Raw genomic sequence first — 13,489 nt, forward strand, 5'->3', positions numbered from 1 at the left:
CTTCCGTATTGCGCCGACGTGCTCCGGGGCGGGGATGCTCCCCGCCCGGCGTCAGTCGTCGGTGAGGGTGACGCCGATGCCGCCGACGAGCGTCGACGTGATGTTGTACAGCACGGCGGCGAGCACGGAGAGAGCGGTGAGCAGGAAGATGTTCGTGACGGCGACGACCGTGGCGAACGAGGCCACCTGGCCGAGCGACGCGTAGGTCCGCAGGTCGAAGCTGTTACTGCCGCCCACTTCGCCGAGCATCTGGTTGATCCGCGTGAAGATGCCGGTCAGGTCCAGCACCGTCCACAGCACGATCGACGCGACGACGGTGATGGTGCCGAGGGCCACGGACAGCAGGAAGGCCATCTTCAGCACCGACCACGGGTCGATCTTGCTCACCAGCAGGCGGGCGCGGCGGACCTTGGTCTTCTGCGGGGGGCGCACCAGCTTCGGCGCGGGCCGCGCGCCGGAATCCCGCGGGTCGCGGCCGGTGGCCGAGCCCTGGGCGGGCCGGTTCGCGGAGGTCGCGGGGCGGGGGGACTGCGTCCTGGAGGACGTGGCGGGGGCTGCGGTCCGGCCGGCGGTGCCGGTGCGGCCGGACGTCGAGGGGGCCCGGTCCGGCCGACTCGGGGCGCGACCGGTCGCAGCGTCACGGAGGCCGGTGCCCTTGGCCTTCATCCGTTCCAGGGCATCCGACCGCTGGCCGGGTCCGCCACGGCCGTCACCGCTGGGCTTGTTGGAGCTCACTGCCTACCTCCGTCGTCGACGCTTCCGTCGGACGACGCACCATCGGACGAGCCGTCCGCGCTGCCGCCGTCGTCGGGATCGGCGGTCGCGACCGCCTCGGATTGCTGGTCCAACGGTACTTCATCAGCACCCGCACCTTCGGTCGGGGCAGGGCTCACCGCGGTGGTGTCGGCTTCCACGGCGGCGGCCACCTCCTCCTCGATGCGCGACTCGGAGTTCAGGGCGACGCCGATGATCCGGTCGTCCTTGTCGGGCTTGGCGAAGATCACGCCCATGGTGTCGCGGCCCTTGGCGGGCACGCCGGAGACGGCGGACCGCACCACCTTCCCCTTCTCCATGATGACGAGCACCTCGTCGCCCTCCTGGACGATGCCGGCGCCCACGAGCTCGCCGCGCTCCTCGACGACCTTGGCCACCTTGATGCCGAGGCCGCCGCGGCCCTGCACCCGGTACTGGTCCACCGGGGTGCGCTTGGCGTAGCCGCCGTCGGTCACCACGAAGACGAAGGCGTCCTCGCTCACGACGTCCGCCGCGAGCAGTTCGTCCCCGTCGCGGAACTTCATGCCGGTGACGCCGGAGGTGGCGCGGCCCATCGGGCGCAGCGCCTCGTCCGTCGCCTGGAAGCGCAGGGACTGGGCCTTGCGGGAGACGAGCAGGATGTCGTCGTCCTCGGACACCAGCTTGGCGGAGACCAGCTCGTCGCCGTCGCGCAGGTTGATCGCGATGACGCCGGCGGACCGGGTCGAGTCGTAGTCGGCCAGGCGGGTCTTCTTCACCAGGCCCTTGCGGGTGGCCAGCATCAGGTAGGGCGCCTGCTGGTAGTCCTTCAGCGCCAGCACCTGGGCGATGGTCTCGTCCGGCTGGAAGGGCAGGAGGTTGGCGACGTGCTGGCCGCGGGCGTCCCGGCTGCCCTCGACCAGGTCGTACGCCTTCGCGCGGTACACCCGGCCGAGGTTGGTGAAGAACAGCAGCCAGTTGTGCGTCGTCGTGATGAAGAAGTGGTCCACGACGTCGTCGGCGCGCAGCTGCGCCCCGCGCACGCCCTTGCCGCCGCGCTGCTGCACCCGGTACTGGTCGGTGCGGGTCCGCTTGACGTAGCCGCCCCGGGTGATGGTGACGACCATGTCCTCCTCGGGGATCAGGTCCTCCATGCTCATGTCACCGTCGTAGCCGAGCAGGATCTCGGTGCGCCGGTCGTCGCCGTGGCGGTCGACGATCTCGGCGAGCTCCTCGCTGACGATCTGCCGCTGCCGGGCGGGGGACTCGAGGATGGCGTTGTAGTCCGCGATCGCCTCCTCCAGCTCGGCGAACCGGTCCTGGATCTTCTGCCGTTCCAGGGCGGCGAGCCGGCGCAGCTGCATCTCGAGGATGGCGCGGGCCTGCAGCTCGTCGATCGAGAGCAGCTCGATCAGCCCGTCACGGGCGTCCTCGACCGTGGACGAGCGCCGGATCAGGGCGATCACCTCGTCCAGCGCGTCCAGGGCCGCGAGCAGGCCGCGCAGGATGTGCGCCTCCTCCTCGGCCTTGCGCAGCCGGAACCGGGTGCGCCGGACGATGACGTCCAACTGGTGGGTGACCCAGTGCCGGATGAACGCGTCGAGGGAGAGGGTGCGCGGCACCCCGTCGACGATCGCCAGCATGTTCGCGGAGAAGTTCTCCTGCAGCGACGTGTGCTTGTACAGGTTGTTGAGCACGACCTTGGCGACGGCGTCGCGCTTGAGCACGATGACGAGGCGCTGGCCGGTGCGGCCCGAGGTCTCGTCCCGCAGGTCGGCGATGCCGGAGATGCGGCCGTCCTTGACCAGCTCGGCGATCTTGATCGCCAGGTTGTCGGGGTTGGCCTGGTAGGGCAGCTCGGTGACGACGAGGCAGGTGCGGCCCTGCAGTTCCTCGACGTTGACGACGGCGCGCATCGTGATGGAACCGCGGCCCGTGCGGTACGCGTCCTCGATGCCCTTGTGGCCGAGGATCTGCGCGTGGGTCGGGAAGTCGGGGCCCTTGATGCGCTTGAGCAGCTCGGTCAGCAGCTCGTCCTTGGTGGCCTCGGGGTGCTCGAGATACCACTGGACGCCGTCGGCCACCTCGCGCAGGTTGTGCGGCGGGATGTTCGTGGCCATGCCGACCGCGATGCCGGAGGACCCGTTGACCAGCAGGTTCGGAAACCGGGCCGGCAGCACGGTGGGCTCCTGGTCGCGGCCGTCGTAGTTGTCCTGGAAGTCGACGGTCTCCTGCTCGATGTCCCGGACCATGTCCAGGGACAGCGGGGCCATCTTCGTCTCGGTGTACCGGGGGGCGGCCGCGCCGTCGTTGCCCGGGGAGCCGAAGTTGCCCTGGCCGAGCGCCAGCGGGTAGCGCAGCGTCCAGTCCTGGATGAGCCGGACGAGGGCGTCGTAGATCGCCAGGTCACCGTGCGGGTGGTAGGTACCCATGACGTCACCGACGACGCGGGCACTCTTGCTGAACGCACGGTCCGGCCGGTAGCCGCCGTCGTACATCGCGTAGAGGATGCGCCGGTGCACGGGCTTGAGACCGTCCCGCACGTCGGGCAGCGCGCGGCCGATGATGACGGCCATCGCGTAGTCCAGGTACGAGCGCTGCATCTCGGTCTGCAGGTCGACCTGCTCGACGCGATCGGTCAGCACCTCGCCCTCGACCGGGGTCGGCTCCTCGGTGCCCTCGGGGTTCTCCGGGGTCTCGTCGCTCATGCTGGGAATCCTTCTCTCATCTCACGGCCGGCCGTCGTGGGGACGACGGCGGCCGCGCGGGTGCGGTGACGGGTGCCGGCACCGGGCCGGCCGACGGTCAGATGTCGAGGAACCGGACGTCCTTGGCGTTCTGCTGGATGAAGGCGCGCCGCGAGTCGACGTCCTCGCCCATCAGCACGGCGAACACCTGGTCCGCCGCGGCCGCGTCGTCCATGGTCACCTGCAGCAGGGTGCGGTGGTCGGGGTCCATGGTCGTCTCCCACAGCTCCGTGTAGTCCATCTCGCCGAGACCCTTGTAGCGCTGGATGCCGTTGTCCTTGGGCATCCGGCGGCCGTGGGAGAGCCCGTCGGCGACGACGGCGTCCCGCTCCCGGTCGCTGTAGACGTAGTCGTGCGCGGCGTTGGACCACTTGATCTTGTACAGCGGCGGCTGGGCCAGGTAGACGAAGCCGTGCTCGATCAGCGGCCGCATGTACCGGAACAGCAGGGTCAGCAGCAGCGTGGTGATGTGCTGGCCGTCGACGTCGGCATCGGCCATCAGCACGATCTTGTGGTACCGGGCCTTGGTGATGTCGAAGTCCTCGCCGATGCCGGCGCCGAACGCCGTGATCATCGCCTGGACCTCGTTGTTGTTCAGGGCCTTGTCCAGCCGGGCGCGCTCGACGTTGAGGATCTTGCCGCGCAGCGGCAGCACCGCCTGCGTCATCGGGTCGCGGCCGCGCACGGCCGAACCGCCGGCCGAGTCACCCTCGACCATGTAGATCTCGCTCCTGGACGGGTCCTTCGACGAGCAGTCCTTGAGCTTGCCGGGCATGCCGCCGGACTCGAGCAGCCCCTTGCGGCGGGTCGACTCGCGCGCCTTGCGTGCGGCGATGCGGGCCTGGGAGGCCTGGATCGCCTTACGGATGACGTCCCGCGCGGGCCCCGGGTTGCGCTCGAACCAGTCGCCGAGCTGGTCGGAGACCACGCGCTGGACGAAGGTCTTCGCCTCGGAGTTGCCGAGCTTGGTCTTGGTCTGCCCCTCGAACTGCGGCTCGCCGAGCTTGATCGAGATGACGGCCGTCAGACCCTCACGGATGTCGTCACCGGTGAGGTTGTCGTCCTTCTCCCGGAGGATGTTCTTCTCGCGTGCGTAGCGGTTGACCAGTGTGGTCAGCGCGGCGCGGAAGCCCTCCTCGTGGGTGCCGCCCTCGTGGGTGTTGATCGTGTTGGCGTACGTGTGCACGCTCTCCGAGTACGCCGTCGTCCACTGCATCGCCAGCTCGAGGGCGATCTTGCGCTCCTTGTCCTCGGCCTCCAGCGCGATCACCTCGTCGTTGATGACCTCGGTGCGCTTGGACGAGTTGAGGAACGTGACGTAGTCGAGCAGACCGTTCTCGTACTGGTAGACGACCTCGCGGTGCTTCGGCTCGGCGGCCTCGTCCGCGGCGTCGCCGTCGGCGATCTCCTCGCCGACCTCCTCGGCCACCCGCTCGTCGGTGAGCGTGATCTTCAGGCCCTTGTTCAGGAACGCCATCTGCTGGAACCGGGCGCGGAGCGTCTCGAAGTCGTAGTCGACGCTCTCGAAGATCGAGTCGTCCGCGTAGAACGTCTGGGTGGTGCCCGTCTCGTCGGTGGCCTCCCCCTTCACCAGCTCGGTGACCGGGTGGCCACCGTCGGCGAACGACTGGCGCCACACGTGGCCCTGCTGGCGGACCTCCGTGTCGACCCGGCGGGAGAGGGCGTTGACGACGGAGATGCCCACCCCGTGCAGGCCGCCCGAGACCGCGTAGCCGGAGCCGCCGAACTTCCCGCCCGCGTGCAGGATGGTCATGACCACCTCGACGGTGGGCTTCTTCTCGGTCGGGTGCATGCCGACGGGGATGCCGCGGCCGTCGTCGACGACGCGCACCCCGCCGTCGGCCGTGAGCGTCACCTCGATGTGGGTGGCGTGACCGGCGAGGGCCTCGTCCACGGAGTTGTCGACGACCTCGTAGACCAGGTGGTGCAGGCCGCGGGGACCGGTGGAGCCGATGTACATGCCGGGCCGCTTGCGCACGGCCTCGAGCCCCTTGAGGACGGTGATGTCACTCGCGCCGTACTGGCCGTCGGTCACGCCCGGCCGGGGTGACGGAGGGGTGACGGGTGTGCCGCCGACCGACGGGTCCGCGCTGTTCGCCTCCGTTGACGGCGGTACCGCCGGGGTCCCTGCCGGGAGGTCGGTGGGCTGGGGCTGAGTGGTTCCGTCGTCGGGAAGGTTGGCTGACACAGGCGCGTCCGGCTCCTCGTGATCGAGACGTGCGCGACGGCGGAAGCCGCGCGCACCATGACACGTGCCGTCGGCGCGCCTCCGCAGGAGGGCACAGGGGCTACCGAACGGTAGCCCTCCGGCACACTCTGTCGATTCTACCGTGTGGCTGCGCCCGGAATGCGCTCATCATGCCGTGGGCACAATTCTTTGCCGGATCTGGCCGGTCAACGGAGCACCGCATGGGGCCGTCCTCGTCCGCCGGGGTCCCAGACGCTCTCCTGCCGGATTTCGGCGTCCGCCGAATTCGCGGCCGCCGTTCACCCGTAGGTGTCGCGCGGACCGCGGCCCCGCACGGTCCGGGGACCCTTCTGCCAGCTCGGCGCGGTGGGGCCGGAGACCTTGATGGCCGTGAGGATGCCGGGCCCGATCTCGGCGTCGAACCTTGCCAGGAGGGTCGGCACGAGCAGCCGCACCTGGGTGGCCCAGGCCGTCGAATCGCACACGACGTGCAGCGTCGTCTCGCGGAACGCGTCCGGGTGGCAGTGTGCGGCGATGTCGGGGCCGACGATCTGCGGCCACCGCCCGATCACCGATCCCACCGAGACGGGCGTACTCCATCCGCGGTCCTTGACCATGCGGTCGACGACGGAACCCAGGTTCAGCGGGTCCCGACCGGTGCGGCGGCGGGGCGCACCCGTGCGGGCGGCCGCGCGGTCCGCACTGCGGCGCAGGGCCGCGGCGGAACGGACGCGTCGTTCCCCGCGGGCCTCCGCGGCGGCGCGGGCTCGCAGGAGGGCGGCCGCGGCCGCATCGATCGCCTCCTCCTGCGCGGCGCCGTCGGAAGCAACACCCTCGTCGGAAGCGGCACTCCTCGGCGCATCCTCGGCCGGACGTTCCTCGGCCACTGCCTCGTCCGAGGACCGCGACGCGCCACCCGACGCCGCAGCTGTGCCACGGCTGGTGCGACGGCTGGTGCGATCACCCGCGCCGCGACCGGTCCCGTCGGTCCGCGGGCTCATGCCGCCTCCACGACTCCGGCGCCGACCCGTAATTGCCGGTCGATCAGGCTCGCGGGGATGTCCTCGACGACGGCCGCGGTGATCAGGACCTGTTCGGCGTCGGCGGCGATGGCGGCCAGCCGCGTGCGGCGGTCTGCGTCGAGCTCGGCGAACACGTCGTCGAGGATGAGGATCGGCTCACCGCCGTCGGTCAGCGCGTCCTCCCGCAGCAGTTCGTACGCGGCCAGGCGCAGCGAGAGCGCCACCGACCAGGACTCGCCGTGCGAAGCGTAGCCCTTGGCCGGGGCCTGCCCGAGGACGAGCTCGACGTCGTCGCGGTGCGGCCCGGTCAGGGTCAGCGCCCGGTCCCGGTCCCGGGTCTGCCCGGATTCGAGGGCCTCGAGGAAGGCGCGGCGGATCGTCTCGGTGTCCAGGCCCGCCAGGTCAGAACCCGCATCGACCGGCCCGACCGAGCCGGCGCCGGCCCCGGTGACGTCGTCGTCGTCCGTGCCGTGTCCCACCACGGTGCTGCGGTACCGGGCGGAGAGCTCCTTGCTGCCGTCGGTGAGCCGGCGGTACGCCGCCGACAGGTGCGGGGCGAGCCGCTCGAGGAGCGTCACCCGCGCCTGCAGCAGCTGCGCACCCGTCGCGGCGAGGTGCTCGTCCCACACCTGCAGAGTCGCCCGGTGATTCTCGGTGAACCGGCCGGCGGCCCGCGCGGACTTGAGCAGGGCGTTGCGCTGCCTGAGCACCCGGTCGTACTCGCCCCGCAGGGTCGCCTGGGCGGGGAAGAGCGTCGCGGTCAACTCGTCGAGGAAGCGCCGGCGGCTGCCCGGGTCGCCCTTGACCAGCTCCAGGTCCTCCGGGGCGAACAGCACCGTGCGGCACAGGCCGAGCGCTTCCCGGGCGCGCACGGGATTGGCCCGGTTGATCCGCACCCGGTTGCCGCCGCGGGCGTTGATCTCCATCTCGAGGCTCAGCTGCTGGGTACGGCGCACCAGCCGGGCGCGCACGAGCGCCTGCTCGGCGCCGAAGCGGATGAGCGGGCCGTCCTGGCTGACCCGGTGGGACCCGAGGGTCGCGAGGTAGCCGACGGCCTCGACGATGTTGGTCTTGCCGAGCCCGTTGGCGCCGACGAACACGGTGACCCCGGGCTCGAGCGTCAGGTCCAGCTGGGCGTAGGTACGGAAGTCGGTGAGGGAGAGAGCCGCGAGGTGCACGTCGTCAGCTCGGGCCTGCCGCCGTCGACGGGTCGGTACCGGTGTTCTCGCTGCCGGGGCTCGGCGTGCCCGAGCCCTCGATGCGCTGGCCGGCGGGCCGCACGGCGTGGCCGCCGAACTGGTTGCGCAGCGCGGCGACGGCCTTCATCGCCGGGGAGTCGTCCTGCCGGGACACGAACCGGGCGAACACGGCGGCCGTGATCGCGGGGGCGGCCACCTCGTTGGCGATCGCCTCCTCGACGGTCCAGCGGCCCTCGCCCGAGTCCTCGACGTACCCGGAGATCTTCTCCAGCCCGGGGTCGTCGTTCAGGGCACGGACCATCAGGTCGAGCAGCCAGGACCGGATGACGGTGCCCTTCTGCCACGCGCGGAAGGTGCCGGTGACGTCGGAGACGATGCTCTTCTTGGCCAGCAGCTCGTATCCCTCGGCGAGCGACTGCATGACGCCGTACTCGATGCCGTTGTGGACCATCTTGGCGTAGTGGCCCGATCCGACGGCGCCCACGTGTACGAAGCTCTCCTCGCGCGGGCCCTCGGGGCGGAGCGCGTCGAACACCGGCATCAGGGTGGCGATCTCCTCGTCGGTGCCGCCGGCCATCATGCCGTAGCCGTTCTCGAGGCCCCAGACACCACCGGAGACGCCGACGTCGACGAAGCCGATGCCGCGCTCGGCGGCATGGTCGGCGTGCGCCTGGTCGTCCGTGAACCTGGAGTTTCCGCCGTCGATGAGGATGTCACCGGAGTCGAGCTTGCCGACGAGTTCCTCGACCACGCCCGCCGTGATCTTGCCGGCCGGGAGCATCAACCACACGACGCGGGGGGACGGCAGAGCCTTGACGAGGGCATCCGTGTCGGGGACGTCGGTGACGTCGGGGTTGCGGTCGTATCCGGTGACCTCCACGCCGCCGCGGCGCAGCCGCTCCCGCATGTTGAAGCCCATCTTGCCGAGCCCGATCATGCCGATGTGCATGGTGTCCGTCCCTTCCGTCGGTTCCTGAGGTGTTCTCCTCGTTCCCGGTCGGTCCCGCGTGAGCACCGGCTCAGCGCGGTCCGGTCGGATGTGTCACTGGTTGGGCAGGCGCACCGGCATCAGCAGGTACCGATAGTCGTCCTGCTCGTCGCTGTCGGACTCCTGCTGCGCCGAGATGACGGCCGGCTTCGGCGGCGTCGTGAACGAGAACCGCACGTACTCGGTGCTGAACGCGCCCAGACCCTCGCTGAGGTAGTGCGGGTTGAACGCGACGGTGATCGGGTCACCGGTGAGGTTGGCTTCGATCGCCTCCGACGCCTGAGCGTCCTCGCCCGTGCCGGCGTCGAGGGAGAGCGTGCCCTCGGTGAACGCCATCCGGATCGGGGTGTTGCGCTCGGCGACGAGGGCGACGCGGCGGACCGCCTCGATCAGGTCCGCGGTGCGCACCGACGCGTGGATCGGCGTGACGTCGGGGAACAGCGACCGGATCTTGGGGTAGTCACCGTCGACCAGCAGCGACGTCGTGCGCCGGCCGCCGCTCTCGAAGCCGATCAGCTCGTTGGCGTCGGAGAGTGCGATGGACAGGTCCCCACCCGAGCCCAGCGTCCTGGCCACCTCGTTGAGGGTGCGGGCCTTGACCAGGACGCTCGTGGAGAGGCCGGCGCTGCTGGGCCGCCAGCCCAGTTCGCGCATCGCCAGGCGGTACCGGTCGGTGGCGAGCAGCGTCATCGTCTCGCCCTCGAACTCGATCCGGACGCCGGTGAGGATCGGCAGGGTGTCGTCGCGGCTCGCGGCGATGATCACCTGCGAGACGGCCTGCGCGAAGGCACCGCCGTCGACCACACCGCCGATCGGGGGCAGGGCCGGCAGCTCCGGGTAGTCGTTCTCCGGCATCGTCGCCAGGTTGAACCGGGAGTTGCGGCAGCTCAGCGTGATCTTCGCGCCGTCGGTCGCGATCTCCACCGGGGCGGAGGGGAGGCTGCGGCAGATGTCGGCGAGCAGGCGGCCCGAGACCAGCACCGTGCCCTCCTCGGCGACGTCCGCGGCGAACTGCAGGTTCGCGGAGATCTCGTAGTCGAAGCTCGAGAGGCTCACCGCACCGGATTCGGCCTTGAGCAGGAGCCCGGAGAGCACCGGGACCGGCGGGCGGGGGGACAACGAACGTGCGGTCCAGGTGACAGCCTCGGCGAGGACATCCCGGTCAACGGAGAACTTCACGGAGAATGCATCCGCCTTTCAGCGTTGTCATGACGGGAGCCCAGAGGTCCCGGTGCGGCAGGTGGCTCCCGTCGGAGCGCGGTGCGTCCGGGACGGTGTCCGGGGACAGCTTAGCGAAGCGTCGCCGGGACGGGCACCGGCGGCCTGGGCGAGCGGTTCGGGAAGATGTTCTCGGAAGAACTTTCATGAGGGAGAAGGATCCGTAGAGGTATTAACAGCTGTGGATTCTGTGGGAAAACCTCGTCGGGGCCGGTCGGACGCGGAAACGGCATGTGGACGAGTTGTGATCCGTCGACAGCGTCGTCGGTGCACACCGGTGGACAGTGATCACGACCGGGGCGAGCGTCCACACCCGGGGGCATTTCTGCGACCGGTTGTCCACGGGCGATGCACCGTTCTGCACAGGGTTGTCCACAGGGGTGGAAAACAGCAGGGTGCTGATGGACGACGACGCCCGGGCGCGCTACAGGCACCCGGGCGTCGTCGGAGGAGAACGAGAGGGACGTCAGCCGTCGCGCTGCGTCTGTTTGATGAGGTTGGTCAGCTCGGTGACCTGGTTGTAGATGTGCCGCCGCTCGGCCATCAGCTGGCGAATCTTGCGGTCCGCGTGGATGACCGTGGTGTGGTCGCGGCCGCCGAGCTCCTGCCCGATCTTCGGCAGCGACATGTCCGTCAGTTCCCGGCACAGGTACATCGCGATCTGACGCGCCGTCACCAGGGTGCGCGTGCGCGACTTGCTGCACAGCTCCTCCTGGCTCAGGTGGAAGTACGCGGCCGTCTGCCCCAGGATCGTCGCGGAGGTGATCTCCTTGGCGCCGTCCTCTGTGATGAGGTCCTTGAGCACGATCTCGGCGAGCTGCAGGTCCACCGGCTGCTTGTTCAACGACGCGAAGGCGGTGACGCGGATCAGCGCGCCTTCCAGCTCACGGATGTTCGTCGAGATGCGGGACGCGATGTACTCGAGCACGTCGTCGGGCGCCTTGAGGCCCTCGAGGATGGCCTTCTTCCGCAGGATCGCGATCCTGGTCTCGAGCTCGGGCATGGTCACGTCGGTGATCAGGCCCCACTCGAAGCGCGACCGCATGCGCTCCTCGAACCCGGTCAGCTGCTTGGGCGGCAGGTCGGAGGTGATGACGACCTGCTTGTCGTGGTTGTGCAGGGCGTTGAAGGTGTGGAAGAACTCCTCCTGCGTGTGCTCCTTGCCGGCGAGGAACTGGATGTCGTCGATCAGCAGGATGTCGACGCTGCGGTAGAGCTGCTTGAAGCTCGTGCCCTCGTCGTCGCGGATGGAGTTGATGAAGTCGTTGGTGAACTCCTCGGAGTTCACGTACCGGACGCGGATGCCCTGGTAGAGCCGGCGGGCGTAGTGGCCGATCGCGTGCAGCAGGTGGGTCTTGCCCAGACCCGAGTCGCCGTAGATGAACAGCGGGTTGTACGCCTTCGCGGGCGCTTCCGCCACGGCGACGGCGGCGGCGTGGGCGAACCGGTTGGACTGGCCGATGACGAACGCGTCGAAGATGTACTTCGGGTTCAGCCGGCCCATGTCGCCGGTGTCGACGTTGGCGGGGGCCGACGATCGGCTCGGCGCCCGGTTCGAGGTGGCCGGCGCGGGTTCGGGGACCGGTGCCGGTTCCGGGGCGGCGCGAGGCGGCTCGGGCGGGGCCATCTCGGTGTCGATCACGACGGCGGCCTGCATCTCCTGGCCGAGCTCGGCACGCAAGGCGTCCGCGAGCGGCTGGTGCAGGTTGTTCTGGAAGACGTCGCGCGTGTTCTCGTTGGGGACGGAGATGATCAGCGTGTTGCCGAACATGCCCTGCGGCCGCACGAGCGGCAGATAACCGCGGTGCCGCCCGCTGACCCGGTGGTCGTCCTCCAGGGCCGCGACCACGCGTTGCCAGGATGCACCGAGGTGATCCGAATCCTCCTGGCTCATGCGGCCGTTCCTCCTGAGAAAAGACGTGGGTGGCGCTGCTGCGAGCTGGCGCGCCACGGGGGTGCACACCGATGGTCCGGTGACGGGCGGAACCTGTCAACGGTCACCGCGATCCGGCGTCCATTGTCCACCACGTTCTCGATGCCACCGTAATCCACAGGGTTGTCCACCGCGTGTGGACAATCACGTGTGAGGTCCGACGCGGACCGCGGCGGTGGGCCGGGACCGCGCGGAAACCGACCTCGCCGCAGCCTGTGGACGGACGCTTCGCGGGAGCGTCGCTGCGGCCGGGGGCACGCTCGACGACGGCGAGCCGGTTTGACGCCGAGCGGGGTGTCCCGTAGCGTTGGATGGTCCTGTGTGACCACAGTTCGTGCTGTCCTCGATCGCCCGAGCCGGCCGTGTCGCCCCGCGAGGGAAGCTGACCGGACCGCGTCTCGTCGACACGACGAGGGCATGGACTCCAGGTCACCGCACACCCGCGCCGGTTCTGCTTTCCCCTCGTTCGACTCGGCGCCGATGAAGCTTTGGAGTGAACACCGTGACCAAGCGGACTTTCCAGCCGAACAACCGTCGTCGCGCCCGGAAGCACGGCTTCCGTGCTCGCATGCGGACCCGTGCCGGCCGCGCGATCCTGAACGCCCGCCGCGCCAAGGGCCGCACCGAGCTCTCCGCCTGATCCGGACGGCTCCTCGCGCTGACCCGGGCCTGGCGGCGGTGTGCTGATGTTCCCGGCCGAACGGCGTCTGAGGACGCCGGCCGACTTCACCACGGTGATCCGTGGTGGGAACAAGGCCGCCCGCCGCAGCGTCGTGCTGCACCTGCGTCCTGCTGATCCGTCGCGGTCCGGCCGTGCCGGCCTGATCGTGTCGCGTGCCGTCGGCAACGCCGTCACTCGCAACCTCGTCAAGCGGCGGCTCCGGGCGCTGATCAGCGATCACTGGTCGGAGGACCCGGAGACCGACGTCGTGGTGCGCGCCCTTCCGGCCGCCGCGCAGGCGTCGTGGGGCGAGCTCTCCGACGACGTGGACCGGGCCTGGCGTCGTGCCGCCCGGGACCGGCGATGACCGCCCCGCAGCCGGGTCCGGCCCGCGCGGGGTGGTTCCGTTCGACGGTCCACGCCGTGGCCTCGGTGCCGCGATGGATCTTGATGGGCCTGCTCGTCGCGTGGCGCACCGTCGTCTCCCCTCTCTACGGACCGGTCTGCCGGTTCTACCCGAGCTGTTCCGCCTATGCTTTGGAAGCAGTGACGGTGCACGGCGCCGTGCGCGGCTCCTGGCTCACCGTCCGGCGCCTGGCGCGGTGCAACCCGTTCCACTCCGGTGGAGTGGACCACGTGCCGCACGGGGACCGCGTCTGGCCCGACGGCCACACGCCCCGGATCGTCCGGCTCAACCATCCCCCGATCCCCGCCGATCAGGACGCGCCGGATGCGCCATCCCCGATCGAGCACGGCCGTCACGCGGCCTGAGGAGAGAAA

At 70.1% G+C, this 13,489-nt stretch carries 11 protein-coding genes; 3 read left to right on the forward strand and 8 right to left on the reverse strand.

Annotated elements, in window-relative coordinates:
• Positions 1–51 precede the first annotated feature (51 nt).
• The 8 genes from V6N00_RS16335 to dnaA all read right to left on the reverse strand — a co-directional run bounded on the left by V6N00_RS16335 (position 52) and on the right by dnaA (position 12,009).
• Positions 52–735, reverse strand: coding sequence for a DUF3566 domain-containing protein (locus tag V6N00_RS16335; protein WP_416385105.1), 684 nt, complete (start codon positions 733–735; stop codon positions 52–54).
• Entirely contained in the window at positions 732–3,440 is a 2,709-nt protein-coding gene (gene gyrA / locus V6N00_RS16340; RefSeq protein WP_334234031.1) for a DNA gyrase subunit A, read from the reverse strand. Before gyrA ends, V6N00_RS16335 begins: the two co-directional genes overlap by 4 nt.
• A gap of 97 nt (positions 3,441–3,537) precedes the next feature.
• On the reverse strand, positions 3,538–5,535 hold the full coding sequence (gene gyrB / locus V6N00_RS16345) for a DNA topoisomerase (ATP-hydrolyzing) subunit B (protein WP_334234033.1): 1,998 nt from the start codon (positions 5,533–5,535) through the stop codon (positions 3,538–3,540).
• 452 nt (positions 5,536–5,987) lie between these two features.
• Positions 5,988–6,485 (reverse strand): DciA family protein, encoded by a 498-nt coding sequence (locus V6N00_RS16350; protein WP_334234080.1) that lies wholly within the window; start codon positions 6,483–6,485, stop codon positions 5,988–5,990.
• Positions 6,486–6,685: 200 nt separating this feature from the next.
• Entirely contained in the window at positions 6,686–7,888 is a 1,203-nt protein-coding gene (recF, locus tag V6N00_RS16355) for a DNA replication/repair protein RecF (protein WP_334234035.1), read from the reverse strand.
• Positions 7,889–7,892: 4 nt separating this feature from the next.
• A complete protein-coding gene (gene gnd / locus V6N00_RS16360) occupies positions 7,893–8,924 on the reverse strand; it encodes a phosphogluconate dehydrogenase (NAD(+)-dependent, decarboxylating) (RefSeq protein WP_334234037.1) in 1,032 nt (343 codons plus the stop codon).
• Positions 8,925–8,951: 27 nt separating this feature from the next.
• On the reverse strand, positions 8,952–10,076 hold the full coding sequence (dnaN, locus tag V6N00_RS16365; protein WP_334234039.1) for a DNA polymerase III subunit beta: 1,125 nt from the start codon (positions 10,074–10,076) through the stop codon (positions 8,952–8,954).
• A 505-nt stretch (positions 10,077–10,581) separates the two neighbouring features.
• A complete protein-coding gene (gene dnaA / locus V6N00_RS16370; RefSeq protein ID WP_334234041.1) occupies positions 10,582–12,009 on the reverse strand; it encodes a chromosomal replication initiator protein DnaA in 1,428 nt (475 codons plus the stop codon).
• A gap of 541 nt (positions 12,010–12,550) precedes the next feature.
• Between dnaA and rpmH the strand changes: the two genes are divergently transcribed.
• From rpmH to yidD, 3 genes are read left to right on the forward strand one after another with little or no spacing between them, the layout of a single operon-like run.
• Positions 12,551–12,688, forward strand: coding sequence for a 50S ribosomal protein L34 (gene rpmH / locus V6N00_RS16375; protein WP_076694722.1), 138 nt, complete (start codon positions 12,551–12,553; stop codon positions 12,686–12,688).
• A 46-nt stretch (positions 12,689–12,734) separates the two neighbouring features.
• On the forward strand, positions 12,735–13,076 hold the full coding sequence (rnpA, locus tag V6N00_RS16380; protein WP_334234044.1) for a ribonuclease P protein component: 342 nt from the start codon (positions 12,735–12,737) through the stop codon (positions 13,074–13,076).
• The gene (yidD, locus tag V6N00_RS16385) at positions 13,073–13,480 is read left to right on the forward strand and encodes a membrane protein insertion efficiency factor YidD (protein WP_416385106.1); all 408 of its coding nucleotides are present in this window, start codon (positions 13,073–13,075) and stop codon (positions 13,478–13,480) included. Before rnpA ends, yidD begins: the two co-directional genes overlap by 4 nt.
• Positions 13,481–13,489: the final 9 nt, after the last annotated feature.

Source organism: Tersicoccus mangrovi, from assembly GCF_036881825.1.
Lineage (GTDB): Bacteria > Actinomycetota > Actinomycetes > Actinomycetales > Micrococcaceae > Tersicoccus > Tersicoccus mangrovi.